Source organism: Arthrobacter sp. ISL-95 (assembly GCF_018613695.1).
Taxonomy (GTDB): domain Bacteria; phylum Actinomycetota; class Actinomycetes; order Actinomycetales; family Micrococcaceae; genus Arthrobacter.
Genome location: NZ_JAGGPR010000003.1, coordinates 182272 through 203507 on the forward strand (window position 1 = coordinate 182272; position 21236 = coordinate 203507).

Annotated in this window: 19 protein-coding genes; 6 read left to right on the plus strand and 13 right to left on the minus strand. The window is 62.6% G+C overall.

Annotated elements, in window-relative coordinates; genetic code table 11:
- Positions 1–2: 2 nt before the first annotated feature.
- Together J7I86_RS03115 and J7I86_RS03120 are read right to left on the minus strand one after the other, a co-directional pair.
- The gene (locus J7I86_RS03115) at positions 3–2135 is read right to left on the minus strand and encodes a glycogen debranching N-terminal domain-containing protein (protein ID WP_214815410.1); all 2133 of its coding nucleotides are present in this window, start codon (positions 2133–2135) and stop codon (positions 3–5) included.
- A 41-nt stretch (positions 2136–2176) separates the two neighbouring features.
- Positions 2177–3250 (minus strand): glycosyltransferase family 4 protein, encoded by a 1074-nt coding sequence (locus J7I86_RS03120; protein WP_214815412.1) that lies wholly within the window; start codon positions 3248–3250, stop codon positions 2177–2179.
- Positions 3251–3408: 158 nt separating this feature from the next.
- On the opposite strand from J7I86_RS03120, the gene J7I86_RS03125 reads away from it, so the two are divergent.
- On the plus strand, positions 3409–4107 hold the full coding sequence (locus tag J7I86_RS03125) for a DsbA family protein (protein ID WP_214816829.1): 699 nt from the start codon (positions 3409–3411) through the stop codon (positions 4105–4107).
- A gap of 97 nt (positions 4108–4204) precedes the next feature.
- Here J7I86_RS03125 and J7I86_RS03130 read toward each other — a convergent pair whose 3' ends face one another.
- From J7I86_RS03130 to J7I86_RS03150, 5 genes are all read right to left on the minus strand, one after another.
- Complete coding sequence (locus tag J7I86_RS03130; protein ID WP_214815414.1) at positions 4205–5743, minus strand: alpha-N-arabinofuranosidase; 1539 nt, start codon at positions 5741–5743, stop codon at positions 4205–4207.
- Between the two features lie 52 nt (positions 5744–5795).
- Positions 5796–6698: a carbohydrate ABC transporter permease gene (locus J7I86_RS03135; RefSeq protein ID WP_214815417.1), complete on the minus strand. Its 903-nt coding sequence runs from the start codon at positions 6696–6698 to the stop codon at positions 5796–5798.
- 2 nt (positions 6699–6700) lie between these two features.
- Entirely contained in the window at positions 6701–7621 is a 921-nt protein-coding gene (locus tag J7I86_RS03140) for a carbohydrate ABC transporter permease (RefSeq protein ID WP_214815419.1), read from the minus strand.
- Between the two features lie 36 nt (positions 7622–7657).
- Positions 7658–8992: an extracellular solute-binding protein gene (locus tag J7I86_RS03145; RefSeq protein WP_214815421.1), complete on the minus strand. Its 1335-nt coding sequence runs from the start codon at positions 8990–8992 to the stop codon at positions 7658–7660.
- Between the two features lie 219 nt (positions 8993–9211).
- Positions 9212–10213, minus strand: coding sequence for a LacI family DNA-binding transcriptional regulator (locus J7I86_RS03150; RefSeq protein ID WP_214815423.1), 1002 nt, complete (start codon positions 10211–10213; stop codon positions 9212–9214).
- A gap of 107 nt (positions 10214–10320) precedes the next feature.
- Between J7I86_RS03150 and J7I86_RS03155 the strand changes: the two genes are divergently transcribed.
- Positions 10321–11043: a TetR/AcrR family transcriptional regulator gene (locus J7I86_RS03155; RefSeq protein WP_214815425.1), complete on the plus strand. Its 723-nt coding sequence runs from the start codon at positions 10321–10323 to the stop codon at positions 11041–11043.
- A 106-nt stretch (positions 11044–11149) separates the two neighbouring features.
- Here J7I86_RS03155 and J7I86_RS03160 read toward each other — a convergent pair whose 3' ends face one another.
- Together J7I86_RS03160 and J7I86_RS03165 are read right to left on the minus strand one after the other, a co-directional pair.
- Entirely contained in the window at positions 11150–11797 is a 648-nt protein-coding gene (locus J7I86_RS03160) for a LytR C-terminal domain-containing protein (protein WP_309476651.1), read from the minus strand.
- Between the two features lie 22 nt (positions 11798–11819).
- A complete protein-coding gene (locus J7I86_RS03165; RefSeq protein WP_062069994.1) occupies positions 11820–12119 on the minus strand; it encodes a type II toxin-antitoxin system VapB family antitoxin in 300 nt (99 codons plus the stop codon).
- A gap of 145 nt (positions 12120–12264) precedes the next feature.
- Between J7I86_RS03165 and J7I86_RS03170 the strand changes: the two genes are divergently transcribed.
- Both J7I86_RS03170 and J7I86_RS03175 read left to right on the plus strand, forming a co-directional pair.
- Positions 12265–13185 carry a hypothetical protein gene (locus J7I86_RS03170; protein ID WP_214815429.1) on the plus strand — a complete coding sequence of 307 codons (921 nt, stop codon included), beginning with the start codon at positions 12265–12267 and terminating at the stop codon, positions 13183–13185.
- A gap of 241 nt (positions 13186–13426) precedes the next feature.
- The gene (locus J7I86_RS03175) at positions 13427–14842 is read left to right on the plus strand and encodes a stealth family protein (protein ID WP_286179246.1); all 1416 of its coding nucleotides are present in this window, start codon (positions 13427–13429) and stop codon (positions 14840–14842) included.
- Here the strand turns inward: J7I86_RS03175 and J7I86_RS03180 are convergent.
- The 4 genes from J7I86_RS03180 to J7I86_RS03195 all read right to left on the minus strand — a co-directional run bounded on the left by J7I86_RS03180 (position 14820) and on the right by J7I86_RS03195 (position 18674).
- Positions 14820–15803 (minus strand): phosphodiesterase, encoded by a 984-nt coding sequence (locus J7I86_RS03180; protein ID WP_214815431.1) that lies wholly within the window; start codon positions 15801–15803, stop codon positions 14820–14822. The genes J7I86_RS03175 and J7I86_RS03180 overlap by 23 nt on opposite strands.
- A gap of 143 nt (positions 15804–15946) precedes the next feature.
- Complete coding sequence (locus J7I86_RS03185; RefSeq protein ID WP_286179247.1) at positions 15947–16429, minus strand: glutathione peroxidase; 483 nt, start codon at positions 16427–16429, stop codon at positions 15947–15949.
- Positions 16430–16506: 77 nt separating this feature from the next.
- On the minus strand, positions 16507–18123 hold the full coding sequence (locus J7I86_RS03190; protein WP_214815433.1) for a M23 family metallopeptidase: 1617 nt from the start codon (positions 18121–18123) through the stop codon (positions 16507–16509).
- Between the two features lie 155 nt (positions 18124–18278).
- The gene (locus J7I86_RS03195; protein WP_214815435.1) at positions 18279–18674 is read right to left on the minus strand and encodes a MarR family winged helix-turn-helix transcriptional regulator; all 396 of its coding nucleotides are present in this window, start codon (positions 18672–18674) and stop codon (positions 18279–18281) included.
- 97 nt (positions 18675–18771) lie between these two features.
- Between J7I86_RS03195 and J7I86_RS03200 the strand changes: the two genes are divergently transcribed.
- Together J7I86_RS03200 and J7I86_RS03205 are read left to right on the plus strand one after the other, a co-directional pair.
- Positions 18772–20214: an MFS transporter gene (locus J7I86_RS03200; protein ID WP_214815437.1), complete on the plus strand. Its 1443-nt coding sequence runs from the start codon at positions 18772–18774 to the stop codon at positions 20212–20214.
- Positions 20215–20259: 45 nt separating this feature from the next.
- A complete protein-coding gene (locus tag J7I86_RS03205) occupies positions 20260–21183 on the plus strand; it encodes an oxygenase MpaB family protein (protein ID WP_214815439.1) in 924 nt (307 codons plus the stop codon).
- Positions 21184–21236 lie beyond the last annotated feature (53 nt).

Here is a 21236-nt window from a genome sequence, read left to right on the forward strand (position 1 = left end):
CGCTAGCCGAACAAATCCCCCGTCAATGGCGGCCGCGGATCGGACCTCAACTCCAGCCCGGCGGGTAGTCCTGTCACATTCCCTGAAGAACCGGACGCCTGAATGGTGATCCTTGAGCGCCCCAGCAGCACGTTGTCCGCCCGAAACTCTCCGAAGGAGTCCGGCAGGATCGGCGCCAGGTGCAGCACGTTCCGGGTGAAGTCCGGATCGAACCGCAACAGGATCCTGGCGAGTTGGATGGGCGCCGCAGCGGCCCACGCTTGAGGGGAACACGCCGTCGGATACGGGACCGGCTCCGCGAAGTCGCTGCGGTCAAAGCCGCAGAACAACTCCGGAAGCTGACCGCCGAAGTACTCGGCGGCGTCGAACAGTCCGCTCGCTACCCGGCTGGCTTCCTTCACGAAGCCGTACCGCATGAGTCCCGTGGCGGCGAGCGCGGTGTCGTGGGGCCAGACGGAGCCGTTGTGGTAGCTGACGGGGTTGTACGCGCCCATGTCCGAGCCCAGGGTGCGGATGCCCCAGCCGGTGAACATTTCGGGTGACATCAGTCGTTCGGCCACCAGTGGCGCCTTGTCCTCGTCCACGATTCCCACCCACAGGCAGTGCCCCATGTTGGACGTGCAGGAGTCCACGGGCTTCTTGTCCTTGTCCAGCGCCAGAGCAAAATAGCCCCGGTCCGGGAGCCAGAAGGCCTCGTTGAAGGCGGTTTTGAGCTTTTCGGCGCGGTCCGCGCAGCGGCGTTCGACTGCGGTGTCCCCCGCCGCCCGCGCCAACAGCGAACGTGCCACGTAAGCCGCGTAGGCGTAGGCCTGCACTTCGCACAGCGCGATGGGGGTTTCCGCCATCCGGCCATCGGCGAAGTTGATGCCATCCCAGGAGTCCTTCCAGCCCTGGTTCACCAGTCCGTGCGCGTTAGGCCGCTGGTACTCGATGAAGCCGTCGCCGTCGCGGTCCCCGTACTGTTCCATCCATTCGATGGCGCGGTCTGCATGTGGCAGGAGGGAGTCGATGATGTCCGCTCCGAGGCCCCAGCGGCTGAGTTCGCCAAGGGTGGAGACGAACAGGGGTGTGGCGTCGGCTGTTCCGTAGTAGGCCGTCCCGCCCAAGGCGAGTCCTGCCGTAACCCCGAGCCGCACCTCGTGGGGCATGCGCCCAGGCTCTTCCTCGGAGTCCGCGTCCACTTTGCTGCCTTGCAGTGTTGCCAAAGTCTGCAAGGTTCCGGCTGCCAGGTTGGGATCCACCATGAGCGACATGTAGGAGGCCAGCAGCGAGTCGCGGCCGAACAAGGCCATAAACCACGGCGCGCCTGCGGCCACCGCGGCGCGTCCTGGATGCGCGGGGTCGAAGATCCGCAGCGAACCAAGATCACGTTGGCTCTTTTCCAAGACTTCTTCCACATTGCTGTCGGTCACGGAGATCCGGGGAACATGTTCTTCCCAGGCAGCGTGGCGGCGAACGCCCGGAGTGTGGTGCAGCGGTGTGGTTTCGGTGAAGGGTTCCTGCGGTCCTTCGCCATTGGTCAACGGGATGGCGATGACGCTGGTGGTCCATTGGCTCCGGGCGGGGATGGTCACCTGGAATCTCAGTCCTTCATCGGAGACCTTTGCTCCGGAGGCCCTGAAAGCCACTCCCCTGCGCTGGCTGGAGTGCAGGGACTCGATGTGCAGCTCTTTCTTATGCGCTTTCTTGGAAGGTGGGCCGGCTTTGTTGGTACGGCCGCCTTTGACGTCGAAGAGGTCCGCGAGGTCGGCGTCGAGAAGCAGTTCAATCTCGCAGGGGGCGTCCTGTCCTGAATAGTTCCTGATGGTGATGTCGTCCCGCAGGCCGGCACCCACGTGCCGTTGGTGCTGGACCACCAGCGGGCTGTCGAACCTGCCATCTGATGAGCAGGCCCTGCCGACGTACTCAGCCTGGAAGGCAGTAGGATTGCGGGCAACCAGCGGCTCCCTCAATGCACCGTTGACCCGCAGGATCCAACGCGAAACAATCCGCGTGTCCTGGTAGTAGGCACCTTGGGAACCACCTCCGTGGATGTCACCGGAGTGGGAGGAAATACAGAAGGACGAACCTTCCACCACGGTCACTGCACCAAGCTCCGACGCTCCGGCCTCAGTGTCTTCGTTCCATGCAGTCATGGCCGACAGGCCTCCTCCGGGGTGCTCCTTGAGGTTAGCCCTTACAGGGCTTGCCTCTGATTCTCTTGCAACAGGTCCCCGCCGGGAAGAGGCCGACCCCGGAATTGTTCGATGACCCTGGCGTAGAAATCCAGGTGATCCGCTGCCATGCGTTGCGAGCTGAAGGATTTTTCCACGGATCGCCTGCAAGCATCACGGCTCAGGTCCGGGATGCGGCCCACGCACTCCACCAGTTCGCCGGTGGACGCCACAAAACCGGTGACACCGTGCCTGACGATTTCCGGCGCGGCCCCTATGGGCGTGGCCAGAACGGGGGTTCCAGTGGCAAGTGCTTCGATCATCACCAGCCCGAAGGGTTCGTGCCACTGAATGGGGTTGAGCAGGGCCATCGCATCGCCCATCAACTCGTATTTCTCGGGATCAGAGAGTTCGCCCAGGAACTCTTCGTTGATTCCCATAGCGGGCTGCACCACATCATGGAAGTAGGCCAGTTCGTCCGGTGCGTGCATCTTTGCCGCGATCCGCAGGGGGACGTCCGCTGCCCGCGCTATTTCCACTGCTTCCATGAGTCCCTTGTCCGGGCACATCCTCCCCACGAAGCAGACGTATCCCCCGGCGCCCCGGCCGAGGCTCACAGCGGAGAGGTCGATCCCGTGATGGATGACGGCGGAAATCTCCAGATCTTGAATCCTGCTGCACTGATCGTGGGAAATGGCGATGATGCCGGTGTCCTGCGCCATGTCCCGGTACAGCGGCGCATAGATGGGCGACAAAGTTCCGTGAATAGTAGTGACTACGGGAATTCCGGGTGGCCTGTGGGCATAGAGCGGGCCGGCCAAGGTGTGGTCGTGGATGATGTCCACATCCCGCAGTTCCGAGTAGGCCTTGATGATGTGGCCCAGCTCGCTGAAAGCCTGTCCCAGGTCCTCCGGCGCAGCCGGACCAAAACCGGGGACTTGAGGCACCGGGCACGTGCTGTCCGCTGCCGTCGCCAGCAGGACGTCGTGGCCGGCGTCGGACAAGGCCCGTGCCAACGCATCCACCACACGCTCTGTTCCGCCGTATTTTTCGGGCGGTACGGTAAACCAAGGTCCAACAATGAGTCCGATTCGCACAAGGTCTTCTCTGTATAAACCCCCAACCCAAAGGCTGTCTGCATAACCTGCTTCCAACATATTCTTGGCCGCAACCCACGGCAACACCTTTTAGCTGAGTGAGCAAAGTAACAGCGCGCTCCCGGAATGTGGTGCCACGTCAGGGCGTTGACGCCAGCATGAAGATTGAGATCTGGTCAGACGTCGCCTGTCCGTGGTGCTACATCGGCAAGCGCCGTTTCGAGACCGCCCTGGCACAGTTCCCGCACCGCGATTCGGTAGACATCGAGTGGAAGAGCTACCAGCTGGACCCCTCCCTCCCGGAGCACTACGACGGCACGGAGCTGGACTACCTGAGCAAGCGCAAGGGCATGGCTCCTGAGCAAGTCAAGCAAATGTTCGCCCATGTCACTGAGACCGGCAAGGGTGAAGGCCTGGACTACCACTTTGACAAGGTGGTGGTGGCCAACAGTTTCACAGCCCACCGCCTCATTCACCTTGCCGCCGCCCACGGACGCCAGGATGCCGCCAAGGAACGGCTGCTGAGCGACCACTTTGAGCACGGCAAGGACATCGGCAACCAGGAGTACCTCGCAGAACTTGGCGCCGCCCTTGAGTTGCCTGCCGATGAGGTGGCCGAACTCTTCACTTCCGACAAATACGCGGAAGAGGTCACCGCGGACATCAACGAGGCCCGCGCCATCGGCGTCACCGGGGTCCCGTTCTTCGTGATCGATCGCAAGTACGGCATCTCCGGCGCCCAGCCCGCCGATCTTTTCAGCGAAGCACTGAACCAGGCATGGCAGGAAGCCAACCCGCTCATCCCGGTAGGTGCTTCCGACGCCGAGGCCTGCGGCCCGGACGGCTGCGCCGTCTAAGTAGCCCCCGCCGTCGTACCTTCACCCAAGTAAGTCGCAGCAGAGCGCGTTTTGAACCCTCAAAACGCGCTCTGCTGCGACTCAGTTGGGTACGAGGCTAGGCCTTCACCACGTCAAGCTCGACGACGGCCCAAGACAGGGCGGGCAGCGTCAGGCGGAGTTCCGACCCAGTCGCCTTCACACCTTCCAGAGCCGTCAAGCCAACGCGGCCCGGCTGATCCTGGCTGTTGATGGTCAAACGGTCGCCGCCTTCGGGGATCTCCAGAACTTCAGCGCGGAGCACCTGGCGGGCGTCGAAACCGCGCAAGGAAACCTCGACGTCGGCGGCTTCTTCCAAGCCGCGGTTCGCGAAGAACAGTGCCACGCGGCCCGTTTCCTCGTTCCAGGTGGCGCTGACATCCACCAGGTCGGTGTCGCCGAACCGTGCATTCGAGTACTTGTCCGAATCCACTGAGAGCCTCAGGATCTGGCCCTTGGCGAGCTCGGCCATCCGTGCGAACGGGTGGAAGATGGTCTGCTTCCAGGCTGGTCCGTTTTCTTCCGAGAGGATCGGCGCGATCACGTTGACCAGTTGCGCCTGGTTGGCAATTTTCACGCGATCGCCGTGGCGGAGCAGCGAGTTGAGCAGCGTTCCCACCACCACGGCGTCCGTCACGTTGTACTTGTCCTCGATCACGCGGGGGTGCTCGCGCCATCCGGCCTTGGCCACGTTGTGCGGCTGATCCTCGGTGTCCAGGCCGCGCTGGTACCAGACGTTCCACTCATCGAAGGACAGGTTGATGTGCTTCTTGTGCTTGCCCTTGGCGCGAACGGCGTCCGCAGTGGCGATCACTGATTCGATGAAGTAGTCGGTGTCGACGGCGGAAGCCAGGAAGCTACCGACGTCGCCTTCGTGTTCCTGGTAGTAGGCGTGGAGGGAAACGTAGTCCACCTCATCGTAGGTGTGGGTGAGGACGGTCTGCTCCCACGCCCCGAAGGTGGGCATGCTGGAACTGGAACTGCCACAGGCCACCAGCTCAAGCGAGGGGTCCACGAATCGCATGGCTTTGGCGGCTTCCTGCGCCAGCCGGCCGTACTCGTCGGCGGTTTTGTGGCCGATCTGCCACGGCCCGTCCAGCTCGTTGCCCAGGCACCAGAGCTTGATGTTGAACGGGTCCTTGTGGCCGTTCTTGGCGCGTAGATCGGACAGGTAGGTTCCGCCGGGATGGTTGGCGTACTCCACAATCTCGCGGGCTGCATCCACTCCCCTGGTGCCCAGGTTGATGGCTTCCATGATTTCCGTGCCGGCCTGCTTGGACCAGTCCACAAACTCGTGCAGGCCAAAGGCGTTGGTCTCCACGGTGTGCCAGGCTCCGTCCAGCCTGCGGGGCCGTTCGCTGACGGGTCCGATCCCGTCTTCCCAGTTGTAGCCCGAGACGAAGTTGCCGCCCGGGTAGCGGATGACCGTGGCGCCGAGTTCCTTGACGAGCTTCATGACGTCTTGGCGGAAGCCGTTCTCGTCAGCCTCAGGGTGCCCGGGCTCGTAGATGCCGGTGTATACACAGCGGCCCATGTGCTCCACGAAGGAGCCGAAGAGTCGTCGGGGTACCTCGCCAATGGTGAAGTCGCGGTCGAGGGTGATGCGTGCGCGGGACATGTATCTCCTTGGTAGTGTGTGTCGAAACTTTTGGTAGCCGATGGTGCCGGGGTCAGGTTCCGGCGAGTCCCGTCGTCGCAACGCCTTTGATGATTTGGCGCTGGAAGAACAGGAAGACGACAATCAGCGGCAGCGCGGCAAGCAATGCGGACGCCATGTTCTGCGCGTACTGGATGCCGTAGGCGCTCTTGATGGTCTGCAATCCGACCGGGAGTGTCAGCAGGTTGCCGTCGTTGGTGGCGATGAACGGCCAGAGGAAGTTGTTCCACGCGCCGATGAACACGAAGATCGCGACGGCGGCAAGGATGGGCCGGGACAACGGCAGGATGATTTGGGTGAAGATCCGCAAACGGCTGGCGCCGTCCATGACGGCCGCTTCCTCAAGTTCACGCGGAATCTGGTCGAAGAACTTCTTCAGCACGAACACCATGGCCGGGTGGATGACCTGCGGCAGGATGATGGCCCATGAGGTATCGATCAGGTTCAACGCCAGCATTTGGTAGAACAAGGGGATGATCAGCACGGGCGGCGGAATGATGATGGACGCGATGATCACGGTCATCAGTACCTTCTTGCCCTTGAAGTCGATCCTCGAGAGCGCGTAGGCAACCAGCGCCGAAATCACCAGGGTGATAGCCGTGATCGCCGCGGAAGTGTAGAGGGAGTTCCACGTCCACAGCGGGATGTTGCCGTCTTGGAACACCTTGACGAATGCGTCAGTGGTGAAGCCCGACGGCGGCAGCCACGTTACGTCCGGAGCTGCAGCATCCGTTTCGGTCTTGAAAGCGGTGGCCGTGGCCCAGGCAAACGGGATCAGCCACAGCACGGCAATTAAAGCCGCGACGGTGATGGCGGCGATCCTGCCGACTGTCAGCTTCTTGCGCGGCTGGCGGATCTTGAGGCTGTCGCCGGTGGTGGTACTGGCTGCGGGACGGGTCAGGGTAGGGATTGCCATGGTTATGCACTCCTGCGGCGTGTGATGACGAACTGCATGACCGAGATGACCACGATCAGTCCGAAGAAGATGTAGGAGATGGCTGCCGAGTAACCCAGCCGGTAACCGGTGAACCCGGTTTCGAAGATGTACTGGACCACGGGCCGGGTGGATCCACCGGGGCCACCCGCGGTCATCTGATACACCTGATCGAAGATCTTCAATGACGCCAGGATCTGGAGCAGCACGATCATCACCGTGGTTGGGGTGAGCTGCGGCAGGGTGATGGAGAAGAACTGACGCCACGCGCCTGCACCGTCCAGGGATGCTGCCTCATAGTGCTGGGCCGGGATGTTCTGCATGGCGGCCAGGTAGAGCAGGAAGTTGAAACCCACGGTCCACCAGAGAGTGGCGATGACGATCGCCCACATGGCTACGTTGGGGTCATTGAGCCAGGCAACCCTAGGGAGGCCGAGGCCTGTCAGGAACTCGTTGATCAGGCCGAGCTGAGGGTTGTACATCCAGGTGAAGAACAGTGAAACCACTGTGGAGGCCAGGAGGTACGGTGCGAAGTAGGAGAGCCGCCACAGCCACTGGGCCGGCAGTCCGATGTTGAGCAGCGCGGCCATGACCAAAGCGACCAGGACCAGCGGGACGGTGCTGATCACCGTGAAGTAGAGGGTGTTGCCCAAGGAACGCCACATATCGGCGTCGGCCAGGGCTTCGGCATAGTTCGCGAAGCCAATCAGGTTGTCATTCGCGCCGGTGAGGGACTTGCCCGTGAGGCTCATGTAAAAGCCGTAGAGAATGGGCCAGACCAGGAAAACAAGGAAGAAAACAAGGAACGGGGTGGCGAATCCCCAGCCGCTCAAGTTGCTTCGGGTCCGGCTGGTGGGTTTGCGTAGATTCTCCGGCCTCGGCCGGGACAGCGTAGAGGTACTCATTCAAGAACTCCTTGGGTCGCTCGGTACCAGGGCCGGTTAGACCGGGTTGGGACGGGAAAGGATGGTGTTGGTGCGTTGTTCGAAGGCATCCCATCCTGCAGCTGCCTTGTCCCTTCCCAGAAGGACGTTCTGGACGTTCTCCGCGAAGTAGGTTTGCCAGTCCGAGCCCGAACCGCTGAACCAGGATTCGGGATCGTAGGCGATGATGTCCGCCGCGTTGGCGTAATGGATCTGGGGCGTGAGCTCGCGGTAAGCCTGTGACTGGACCACCGGCTGGTAGCCCGGGATGTGCCCGGCTTCCGCCCAGGACAGCGATCCCTTGAGGACATCGGTGACGAACTTGTAGACGTCCCTGCGCTTGTCCTCGTTCAGCTTCAATTGGCGTGGGAGCACAAAGGAGTGTGAATCCGCATAGGAGGCGGGTGTCCCGTACAGCGTGGGAATGGTGGCCGCATCAACGGGTATTCCAGCGTTCTTCATGGTGGGCAGCTCCCATACGCCGCTGAACAGCATGCCGGATCCGCCGCGGGCAAACTCCGCGATGCCTGTGCTGATATCCCCGGCCTGGGCTGCGATGGTGTCATCAAAGAGTGAGGCCATGAATTCCAGCGATTCAATGGCCGCTTCCCTTTCCACCTTCATGGGCTGGCCCGGCGTCAATTCCATGTCAACGCCGTGCTGCTTGTAAAGGGTGTAGAACAGGCGCCACATCTGCGAACCGCTGCCGAGGTACCCGAAGGAGAGTCCGTGGGCCTTGGTGACCTTCTGCATTTCCAAGGCCATGGCTTTGAACTCGTCCGGCGAGCTGACTTCCTGAAGCTGACCATTGGCGGCCAGAACGCCGGCTTTCCCTGCGATGTCCGTGTTGTAGAACATCACGAACGGGTGCGAGTCCAGTGCGATGGAGAAGACCTTGCCGTTGTACTGGCTCTTCTCCCAGATCCTGGGGGCGAAATCGGAGGCCGTTACGCCATTCTCGGCAAGCAAGTCCAAATCCCATGGCTCAATGAGTCCGCCCGGCGCGTACCCGGGGACCCTGCTGGCGTGCATAATGGCCACCTCGGGTGGGCGCCCTCCCGCCGATGCCATGGCCAGTTTGGTGTAATACGGCGGACCCCAGGCAAGCACTGTGGGGTGCACCTTGAATCCGGGGTTGGCCTGGTTGGCTGCGTTGATCATGGCCTGCATCTTGATGCCGTCACCACCGGAGAGGAGGTGCCAGAACCCGATGTCCTGGACCGCCGCGGCCTGCGCTGCGCCTCCGCAGCCTGTGAGGCCTGCGGCCAGGAGTCCTCCGCCAAGGAGGGCTGATCCTGTCATTAACTGTCTCCGGGACAACTGTTTCCCGGTCAAAGATTCAAACTGCTTCACCCGTCACTCCTTTGGATGGGTCCGCTGAAAGGTCACTGCTGCACTGCGTTTGCTCCAGCGCGATATTGCACTGCTACTGCATAAATTTCCGGCTCCGGTGCGCCCCCGCTCTCGGGTGAAGGTTGGCCCGGGGGTGACGCAGGTCTCACATTACATCGATGTAATAGCGAGGGCAAGAGAAAATTGTTAGCGCGCACAATTTAGTCGCTTGCTCTCGTTTCAGGCCCCGCTGCTGTCCCGCTCCACAATGCTGTACTCCACGCTGACAACTCGCTGGCCATGAGCCCTGTCCCCCATGCGCTCCGTAAGAAGTCGCAGGGCCTCGCTGGCCATGGTTCGCTTGTCAAAGGAAACCGTGGTCAGCGAAGGAACGGCATAGCGACCATCGGCAATGTCATCGAACCCCGCCACGGCGATGTCCTCCGGAACCCTCAAACCCCTCTTCCAGAGCACGCTCAAAGCACCTATTGCCATGGAGTCGGTGAAGCAGAACAAGGCATCAGGAACCGGATTCGTATCCAAGAAGGCACCAAGAGCCTTCGCCGCCGTTTCCGGGGTCCACTTTTCGCAAGGAATCAGCAGCGACTCATCCCGCGGAATACCCAGTGAGTCCATGGCGGCTTCATAGCCTTGCGTGCGCAGGATGGCCGCCGCGGATCCCCGCCCTTGTGTGGTGCCCAGGACGGCGATGCGCTTGCGTCCTGTTTTGGCGAGCGCAAGCGTCATGTCCCGGGCCGCCCCAAGGCTGTCGACAAACACGCGGTCAGCCAATTGCTGCGTTACTTCCCCCAGGAGAACCACCGGAGGCAGGGCTACGCCAACCTTGACTGCGCTCTCGTCCAGCACCACGGGGTTGAGGATCAGTCCGTCGATCAGGTTGGAGCGCGCCCGGGTCATGAGCTCCTGCTCGCGCTGCGGATCCGAGCCCGTTTCCTCGATCTGGACAATCCAGCCCTGCTCGTGGGCTACTTCCACAATATGGTGGGCCACCTCCGCCGAGTACGGAGTGGCCAAATCGGGCAACGCCAGCGCAATAACTCCTGATCGCCCGTTCCGCAGCCCGCGCGCCGAAAGGTTGGGGACGTAATCCAGCTCCGCCATGGCCTGCTCAACCCTGAGCCGCGTGGGGGCACTAACCTGCACGATCCCATTCATCACGTTCGAAACCGTTTTGGGCGAGACCCCGGCACGGCGCGCTACGTCTTTGACCGTTGCGCGCAAGTCGCCCCCTAGATGCTTGTTATGTGGTTGTTGACGATGTTACCGCCCGCCTCGCCCACGCTTGTGCCGCGCACTCGTTTGCTGACAGATCACGGTAAAGTGTCTGTATGCCAAGGATCACGGCCGCCACGAATGCTGCCCAACGCGCCGAGACCCAACGTCGGATTCTGACCGCGTTCGGAGAGCTCCTCTTCACCCATGGCCTCCCCGGACTCACCATGACGGACGTGGCCCGCCACGCCGGCGTGGGACGCACCGCGGTGTACAACTATTACGCGGACATGGAGCAACTGCTCATCGCGTACGCCTTGGACGAGACTGAGCGCTTCATTGTGGACCTGCGTGATTCTCTGGCCGCGCTGGAAAACCCGGTTGACCGCCTTGCCCTCTATGTCCGCGCCCAGGTGGAGGATCTCAGCCGGCGCCACCTGCCCCCGGGCCCGGCCATGGCTGCTGTCCTCTCCCCCGGGTCTTTCGCCAAGCTCGCCGACCATGTGGGTGACCTCAACGTCCTGTTGCAGAACATCCTCCACGACGGCGTCCGGCAGGGTTACCTGCCGGATGTCGACGTCGCGCAGTTGGCGCGGCTCATTCTCGGAACGCTCTCAGCGAGCGCCGCACGCCGCAACCGAACGCCCGACGGCGAGACTCCCCCACCGTCGCCACCCTCCGACGTCGAGCTTCACACAGCTGTTGAACTTCACACGGCCGACGAGCGTCACACAGCGCAAACGGTCCGCTTTATTCAGTTGGGCGCGGGAGCCCGGTTCGACGAAGCCGGCAGGCCCATCCGACTGGAAGCGGCGGCCCACGACGCCTTGGCTGGTTGAGCAAGCCGAGGCAACGGACACCTTCCGATTCGTGGGCCGGCTGCATACTATGCCGTGCGCACGGCACGTGGCGCAGCTACCCATCGAAACGGGCAAGCGCATCCAGTCACTGCCCCGCGGGAAGGGTGGGAATGATGGGCCATTTGGAGTTGTCCGCGACCCGCAGATTCTCCCGCGGACATTGCAGCATGCCAGGTGTCTGATCCACTAATTGTGGCTCCACCAAGCCTTCGAAACCTGGCGTCAGGACGACGTCCACTGATTCGTCCTCGCGGTTGTCCTCGAAGTAGTCAGTTCCGGCAACGTTCCGCTGGATGTTGAACGCCGCCGCCTGGCCTTTGACGCCTGAGACCACAACGCCAACGCCCGAATAGGCGGTATTGCTGTTGTCCACTGAAGCCACCTTGTAGCCACGGGCCGTGAACTGGTCTGCGACGGTTCCTGCCAGCCCTCCACTGGAGGTGGCGTTGAAGACGTTGAGGGTCACGGTCTCGTTCGGCACGTAGTCGAACGTGGTGGCCGGGCACAGGCTGGTTGGAGCTTTGCTGGCAATTGCGCTGGGAACCTTGACCACGCCGTTCATGATGGCCCACGCGCCCACGGCTCCGGCAGCTATGAGGCCCACCAGCAGGACAAGGACGATTCCATGGAACAGCCTCCGGCGAAAGCGGCTTTTGTGCGCTTGCTGGTCCTCGGCGAAGGTTGCCCGGAGCTCGGGACCTGTGACCACCCGGTGCCCGTGAAGTTGCGTCACATCTTTGGGACGCCTGCGCTTGTTAGCCATCGATCACCAATACCCGTGCGTGAATGGCTGTCCTTTGGTGGAGCGCCGTGCGGACAGCCCTGTGAAGCCCGTCCTCGAGGTACAGGACCCCTTGATACTGGACCACGTGCGGGAACAGATCACCGAAGAAGGTTGAATCCTCAGCCAACAGCGCCTCCAAGTCCAGGGTCCGTTTGGTGGTAACGAGTTCGTCGAGGCGGACAGGGCGCGGGGGCAGGGCAGCCCAGTCCCGCGGCGCAGAGTATCCATGGTCAGGGTACGGGCGTCCCTCGCCCACAGCTTTGAAGATCACCCTGCAAGCCTATGGAAGATGCCGCTCTAACGGAACTTGTGACCCGCAGCACAGGGAGGTTGTGGCCAAAAGGTGACTAACCTTCGTATGGCGTCACAGACGTCACAGCTGTGAAGGGAACCTTCGGGACTGACAGAATGGGGACATGACTCAACCGTTCCAAGGTACTCACCGGACCGCTGCCCGGACGACGCCCGCGCTGGCGCTGTTGCTGGACGTCGATGGTCCCATCGCCAGCCCTGTAACGCGCGACGTCAAGCCGGACATCATTGCGGACATGGTTGCCTTGGCTTCTGCAGGCATCCCGGTCATCTTCAACACGGGCCGCTCGGATGCGTTTATCAGCGAACAGGTCATGGAACCCATGATTGCGGCGGGAATGCCCGCAGACACCGTCATTCACGCTATTTGCGAAAAGGGCGCCGTCTGGTTCAGCTACACAGCCGAAGGCCCTGGTCCCATCCATGTGGACCACGGGCTCGCCGTGCCCAAAGCCTACGGGGACGATATCCGCAGGCTCGTTGCCGAAGACTACTCGGCGCACATGTTTTTCGATGAGACCAAGCGCGCCATGGTTTCGGTGGAGCAGCACGTGGATGTTCCAAGCGCGGATTACTTGGGCGAGCAGAAACTTTTCGACGCCGATGCCCTGGAAATCATGGGACGCCACGGCCTCAACGCCGCCATCCTGGACCACCATGCGCCGGAGTCCGATGACACCGCGGACTACCGCCTGGACCCCACCATCATCTCCACGGACATCGAATCCGTCCGCCTGGGCAAGGACCTCGGAGCCAGCCGCGCGGTTGAACTCCTGGCAGCGCAAGGCATCACCCCGCTCTCCTGGCGAACCGTGGGTGATTCCCGTACGGACTACGCCATGGCAGACTGGCTTCACCACAACGATCATGATGTGAAGCACGTGGATGTTCGGCCGGCAGATGGGGTACCGGTGAAGCCCTACACCATCTTGACGGCAGCCGACCTTGAACTGGCTGATGACGTGATCCACGACGACGCCGGCGGCGCATTCCTCCGCAGCTGGCGGGAAGCCCTTTCGATCTAGGTTCCAGCGCATCATAGTTTTAGAGTCTTAGAGCAACCCGCACCGCAAAGATCCCGGAGATACAGCCATCACACAAGCACAGGTCGATCCGATTTACCACGGCAGCCCGTCCATCGAAGAGGACACGATTGCTGAGGCGATCTCGCCTGCCGTCGTCGCGCATCTTAGGCACAGGTCCGACGTCGTCCGTCACCGTGGGCGGTACGCCCTGGTCAACGACGACCTGACCCCGCAACAGGCCATGGTGTCCGATCTTCTGGCCGTCAGGGCCGCTTTGGACGCTGCAGGGATCGATTTCATCCTGGTGCGCGGAAATGATGAGCGGCCCGTTATCGCCGTTGACTGGGAGTCACGAAAAGACGTCCGCGAGGCCTTGGTTTCGGCGTTCCGGAACGAGCCTTTCTATTCCATGACCGTGGACGCCAAGAAGAAGACCTCGGTGCTGGTGGCCGACGGCGAGCTGTCCGCAAACCGGAAATCCCGGATCTTCCGCGTGTACCGGCCGCGCGTCGAGATCGGCGGCGGTCTCTGGTACGGCCCGGCTTTGGGCGTGCAACTTGAGCTGTGGAGGTTCGAGGGCGACCACTTGGAACTCCCTGTGGAGAATTCCCTGACCCGCCGCACCATGCTGCGTCAGGACGCAGTGCGCGGCACGGTCCAGCGGCATGGCCTGTCCTGGCCCACCATTGAGAACATGTTCGCTGACCATGCCAGCGACATCGACTTTGACATCGACATCGTTTTCTCGTGGGTGGACGGCAGCGACCCCGAGTACATCGCCCGGAGGCGTGCACAGCAGGCAGAGGCTGTCCTCGGCGAGGGCGATGACCATGAGGCACGATTCCGGCAGATCAATGAGCTGAAGTACGCGCTGCGGTCAGTGCACATGTTCGCCCCGTGGATCCGGCGGATCTTCATCGCCACCGACTCCCCCGCACCGGAATGGCTGGCCGACCACCCGTCAGTGACCATCGTCCGGAGCGAGGAGTTCTTTGCCGACCCCTCCGTACTGCCCACCCACAATTCACAGGCAGTGGAATGCCAGCTGCACCACATCAAGGACCTCTCGGAACACTTCCTGTACTCCAATGACGACATGTTCTTTGGCCGTCCCGTGGGTCCTGACATGTTCTTCACGCCGGGCGGCATTACCAAGTTCATTGAAGCGGACACCCGGATCGGCCTGGGCGAGAACGACGCCGACCGCAGCGGTTTTGAGAACGCAGCCCGTGTGAACCGCAAGCTGTTGTGGGAGCGCTTCGGCCGGATCACCACCCGGCACCTTGAGCACACCGCGGCGCCACTGCGCAGGAGTGTTGTGGCGCGGATGGAGAAGGAATTCCCGGCCGAGTTCGCCAAGACTGCCGGGAGCCGGTTCCGGGCCGCGGACAACATCTCCGTGACCAACTCGTTCTACCACTATTACGCCCTGCTCACCGGCCGTGCCGTCACGCAGACCAGCGCCAAGGTCAGGTATGTGGACTCAACCATGTGGGCCGGGTTGCACTATCTGCCCAAGCTCCTGGCAAAGCGCCACATGGATTTCTTCTGCCTCAATGACGGCAGCTTCCCCGAGGTTGAGGCAAACGAACGCGCCGACCTGGTGACCGACTTCCTTGAAAAGTACTTCCCCGTCAAGGCGCCTTGGGAGAAGTAAAACCGCCAGGAGAAACCAGCGGAAGCGACGAGGTGTGGGTGCCCGGCGACGTATGGGCCCCTACCCGGGACTCGTGCGGAATACGGATCCCGGCCGCCGCCAGCCGCCGCTGAACCTCGGCTGCATCCAGGGTCTCGCCAACGGTGACGCCACCGGACATCGGCACCACCGAGTGCACAATCGTGTGCTCGTAAACATGGATCATGTTGTACGACTGCGCTCCGTCACGCCCGCGCTGTCCGCCGGCGCGTACTGCCAGGTCCTGGGTGTAACACGTAGCTGAGGCGACCGACACAGGGATTCCGGCGAAGCTCGCCGTCGTCGAGTAGTGCAGATGGCCACCCAGGATGGTGCGGACATCCGTATTACGCACGACGGCGGCCAGTGCGGCTTGGCCCCGCAACTCCACCAGGACGGCGAGGTCCTGCACGCACGGGACGGGCGGGTGGTGGAGAGCCAGGATGGTGCCGTCCGGGGCCGGCGTTGCCAACTCGGCCTCCAACCACTCCAGCTGCGATTCTGAAAGTTCACCGTAGTGATGGCCGGGGACCGTAGTGTCCAGCGTGATGATGCGAAGTCCGTTGACGAAGTAGCTGCGGTCCACGGGATCCTGTGGCTTGCTGGCCGCAGAGGCGTCGGCGAACGCTGAACGGAAGTTTGCCCGGTTGTCATGGTTACCCATGGCCCAAATGGCTTTGGCTCCCAGCGACGCGCAGAGGGGTTCAATCATCTCGCGGAGATGCTCGTAGGCTTCCAGCTCGCCCTTGTCGGCGAGGTCTCCGGTGAAAATGATGGCCTCGGGCCGGATCTTCGAGGCGATGATTTGCTCGCAGATCTCCCTGAGCCTGGCTGCACTGTCTACCGAGCCGTGAAGTGTGCCGGGACCACCCACCAGGTGAAGATCGCTCAGGTGCAAAAGCACATGACCTGGTTTGGGGTATTCGGCCTCGATGAGCTCCATAGCTTCGCCTTAGCGTTGGGTGGGAGACGGCTTCTCCCGTGTCATTCCAGTAGTTCCAATCCAACCAGACAACAAGCCAACAACTGGCTAACTTCCGGCGGAATGTTGGAAAATTACTTTTCTCCCTTCAGGATCAGCGGCCTTTACACCAGTGCTTCTTCCACTGCTTTCATCAGGTCTTCGGAGTCAGGCTCCACTGCGGATGGGAACCTCGCCACAAGTTCACCCTCACGGTTTATGACGAACTTTTCGAAGTTCCACTTCACCTTGGCCGGTTGCCCCTCTTCGTCCCGGGCCAGCTCCGCGAACAAGGGATGTTGCTGCTTGCCCAGGACGTTGGCCTTGCTGGTCAGCGGGAAGGACACACCGAAGTTCCGCTCGCAGAATTCTGCGATCTCGTGGTCCGCACCCGGCTCCTGCCCGCCAAACTGGTTGCACGGCACCCCGAGGATCTCCAGACCCTGGCCGCGGTACTTGCCGTACAGTTCCTCGAGACCTGCGTACTGGCGCGTGAAGCCGCACTCGGAAGCGACATTTACCACCAAGACCGCCTTGCCCTCGAAGCGGCCGAAGTCACCTTCGGTGCCATCGTTGAACGTGAGGGGAATGCTGTACAGGCTGGTCATGGGATTCGCTTCCTGACGACGTCGTCTGGCGGGATTGCCGCAGTCGAGTTTACGGGAGCTGGCGTGGGCCGCGAAACCTAGGGCGTCGGAAGGATGAGCGAGGACAACGGCACAATAACACCGTCCGGCCGCTGGACCAGGTCCGGGGCGATCAGGATGTATCCGGGCGGAAGGATCACTGCCGGCAGCGACGTCGGAAGTACCGCGGCGGGCGAGGTTGTCGGTGCCACCGGAGGGGCCGGAGGGGCCGGAGGGGCCGGAGCTACCGGGACGACGGCCTGGCTAACCACTGGTGCCGGCGCAACAGGTGCTGGTGCAACAACCGCGGGCGCAACAGGTGCTGGTGCAACAACCGCGGGCGCCACGGGTGCGGGTGCAACAACAGCCGGCACCACAGGCGATTGCAGGGACGGCACCAGCGGGGTCGTAGTCAACGCCGGCGGTACGGTGCTGGTACCCGGAGCGCTGGTCGACGGCGGTGGCGTGCTGGTTCCAGTCGGTGTCGGCGTCGCTGTGGTGGTCGGAGTCGGCGTTGGTGTTGGTGTTGCAGTAGTTGTCGGGGTTGGCGTGGCAGTAGTTGTCGGCGTCGGCGTTGCCGTCACAGAAGGTGTGGGCGTCGACGTCGTGGTTTGAACCGGCGGCGTGGTGGCAGGCGGGTTGGTGGCAGGCGTCGTGGTGACCGGTGGAGTGGTGCCACCAGAGCTGCCCGGCGGGGTGGTGCCGGACGGGGTGGTGCCGGACGGAGTGGTGCCGGACGGAGCGGCGGGTGGAACCGGAAGCGGTTCGTCGTTTTCGTGCTCTCCACCAATGACAGCCCGGGTGGTGCCGTCGGCTACCGGTACAGCCCACTGCGGAGTGGCCGAAGCGCCTGTACCCACGCCGGGCTGGTAGTTCACCATGGTGATGGTCTGCAGCGGATCAATCTGCCGCATAGCTAGGTAGGTCCAGCCGTTGGGGTTGGTGTGTAGCCCGTTAACGATCGTCTCGAAGTGGAGGTGGCAGCCCGTGGACCAGCCGGTGGTCCCGACCTCTGCAATGACCTCGCCTACCCGCACCGATTGGCCCTGAGTGACGCCGATTGCCTGGAGGTGGTTGTAGGTGGTGACCAGGCCGTTGCCGTGCTCGATTTCCACCCGGTTTCCACCGCCCCAGATGTGCCAGCCGACCGCCCTGACAACTCCGGCGTCGGCAGCGTAGACGCGCGTTCCGCAGGCGGCTGCGTAGTCCTGACCCCAGTGGAACTCGCCTGCCAGCCCGGTCAATGGGCTGTAGCGGTAACCATAGGGCGAACTCGGGTTGAGAACTTCAAGGGGCGCGTACAGAGCCCCTGCCGGCGGGCGGGACATGCCTGCGGAGGCAACGGTGAGGCCTGTGGAGCCGTCTTTGCTGACAGTGCGGACCACGGCGCGGTCAAAATAGACCATGGGCGTGCCGGCAACCTGCCGGGGTGGTTCCAGGGTGGGGTCGATGACCAGGGTCTCGGCGTCCGGTGGCGTCAGTGTGCCCAGAGCAGTTGGTTCCACCACACCCTGCGCCAGTGCTCCGCCCTCGGAGCTGCTGGAGACAGCGTTCAGGGGTTGGAAGCCAAACGCGAAGAAGGCAAGGACCGCGAGGCTTCCAGCGATCAGAACGCGATGGAACCCTACGGTGCGGATCAGTTTTACTGCCCGGTCTGATTCATGATGCTTGCCCACAAAACACTCCCCAAAGACAGCGGCACCAAACCCCAGCCTGGCGTGCAAGCACCATTGTTGCCGGTATCAGGGGAGAAATAAAGGCTTCACGGGCGCCTTCTGCCGAAAGGTTGGCTCAGTTTTGGCTCAAGAATCTTGAGCTTTGGTTTCGGCGGCTAGGAGCCCAGGTTTTCCTTGAGCAACGCGCGGTGCTCGACGGCGGCATTGGCGTGGAGCGCGCGGCCCTCCTCAGTGAGTTCCAGGAAGAGGGACCGGCGATCGTCCACGCAAGTTTGGCGGGACACCAGGCCCGCTTTTTCGAGCCTGTCCACCACCTTGGAGACGGCGCTCTGCGTCATAGGGGTGCGCTCCCCCAAGGCCTTCATCCGGCACGCAGACTCTTCGCTTTCGGCTACGAGGTCCAGTATTTCGAACTCATTGAGTCCAATGTCGAATTTGGCTTCCAGCGCGCGATCGATCGCTCCTGCGGTGCGGAAGTAGGAGTTTTGGATGCTGCGCCACTGTTCCACCAATTGGCGGTCATGCAGTTGACGGTCACGCGTCGTTGCCATGCCCTGATTCTAGTTCATTACGCCGTTAGAATCCACGTCATAAGATGACACATCATATTCCTTGTCATTGAATGACGCGTCATGTACATTCAAAATCATGACATCACCCACCACCCTCAAAACCTCAACTGAGCCGCCTTTGGTCACAGCCGTTCACTGGACCCGCGCCCAGTGGCTGCTGCTCATGGTTGTGTGCACCGTCCTGGCGTTGGACGGACTGGACGTCTCCATGGTCGGCGTTGCGCTGCCCTCCATCGGGCAGGAACTCAACCTGGGAACCGACTCCCTGCAGTGGATAGTCTCCGCCTACGTCCTCGGCTACGGGAGCCTGCTGCTCCTGGGCGGCCGCCTGGCGGACCTGTTGGGCCGGCGTCGAATCTTCCTCATCGCGTTGACGGTCTTCGCCGCGGCGTCCTTGCTTGGCGGGCTGGTGGACGACCCCGCCATCCTGATCGCTACGCGGTTCATCAAGGGACTGGCCGCCGCGTTCACCGCACCCACCGGGTTCTCCATCATCACCACCAACTTCGCCGAAGGCCGCGAGCGCAACAAGGCGTTGTCCATCTTCACCACGTTCGGTGCCAGCGGCTTCTCGCTGGGCCTGGTGGTGGGCGGCCTGATGACCAGCCTGAGTTGGCGTTTTACGTTCCTCGTCTCGGTGCCCATCGCCGTCGTCGTTGTCCTTTTAGGCATGAAGTTCATCCCCAAGGACAAACCATCGGCGGAGAACAGCGGGCACGATCTCTGGGGAGCCGTGACCCTCGCGCTGGGCATGCTTGGCCTCGTGTACACCTTGGTTTCAGCACCGGAGCAGGGCTGGGGATCTGTGGCAACAATCGCCGGATTCGCAGTGTCCATCGCCGTGCTGGCTGCCTTCGCGGTGATCGAGAACAAGGTCAAGCATCCCCTGATCCGCTTCAGCATCCTCAAGGAAGGCTGGGTGGCCAAGGCAAACCTCAGCGCGGTGGGGCTGTTCGGCTCCTACCTCAGTTTCCAGTTCATCGTCACCATGTACCTCCAGTCGGTGCTGGGCTGGACGCCCCTGGGGATGGCGTTGGCCCTGCTGCCGGCAGGTCTGTTGGTGGCTACCAGTGCCCCGTTTGCAGACCGCCTCATTGAGAAGTTCGGCGCAACACAACTGATCCTGACCGGGCTCACGGCGCTTGGCCTGGGGTATGTCCTGTTCCTCCGGGTGGGTACCACGCCAAATTACGTGTTGGACATCCTGCCGTCGGTGGTCCTGCTGGGTATCGGTTTCGCGCTGGCGTTCCCGTCCATCAACGTCCAGGCGACTGCCGGGATCAAGGACTCCGAACAAGGGCTGGCTGCCGGTTTGATCCAGACCAGCACCCAAGTGGGAGCCGCCCTGGTTCTGGCGGTCACCACGGCCTTGGTCAGCGGTCACGGTCAGGCAGCCGGAACCGTCAGCGCCCAAGCCATGCTGGAACAGTACCGTCCGGGCCTGATCCTCAGTGCCGCCGTCGCCATCGCCGCGCTGCTCGTGGCGGCAGCACCGAAACGGCGCCGCGTCCGCAGCTAGCCCCAGCTTTGGCTCCCCTGTACAGGGGAGCCAAAGCGAGGTCTCATGGGATCTATGAGGAACTACCTCACGGAGTACAGGCACGAACTGCAGCGCACGTTCACGGGGACGTCGGGCACGCCTCCGGAGTGGGTCCCGCGCCTCGCTGAAGGAAACGACGCCGGATATCACCTTCCAGGCTCGGCAGTCTGGGCGGTGCACGGTCATGTAGCTACCATCGTGGCCGGGATCCGCGTGCTGCTGATGCAAGCCCTGCACCCCGGGGCATTAGCGGGGGTGTACGAGCACTCCGGCTTCCAAAAAGATCCGCTCGGCCGTTTGGCGAACACGGTCCGCTGGATTTTCACGGTGACGTACGGTTCCACCGAGGCCGCCGAAGCAGCGACGGCCCGCGTCCGGAAGATCCACGAGAGCGTACGGGGGACCTACGTGGACGGCAACGGAGTGGTTCGGAAGTACGCCGCCAACGATCCCGAACTCCTCCGCTGGGTGCACGTCACCTACGCGGACTCCTTTATCACCGCCAACCGCATTTGGGGCCGACCGATCCCCGGCGGCCCCGATGCCTACGTGCGCGAGTGGGCAGCGGCCGGACGACTCATGGGAGTTGTAGACCCGCCGCTCACCGAGGACCAGGTCCGTGACGAGCTCGAGCAGTGGTACGCCTCCGGGATACTCCGGGCAGACGAGCGGCTTGCCGAGACGGTGTCGTTCATCCGCCATCCACCCCTGAGCCCGCTCCTGAAACCCGGCTACACCATCCTGTTCGCGGCCGCCGTCGCAAGCCTTGAACCCAAGTACCGCGAGATGCTCGGCATCGCTCGTCCCGGGATAGGTCCGGTTCCCTTGCCCGTCATCACCGCAGCCCGTGCCGTGCTGGGCATGGTCCGGTATGCCCTGGGTTCCCACGGGCCAAGCGAGCAAGCCGCCCGGCGACGGTTGCAAAGGCTGGGCTACGCGGAGGCTTGAGCGCCCCCGCCGAGGGGCGAGATCTCACCCCTTTGGAGCGCCCATAAAGCCGA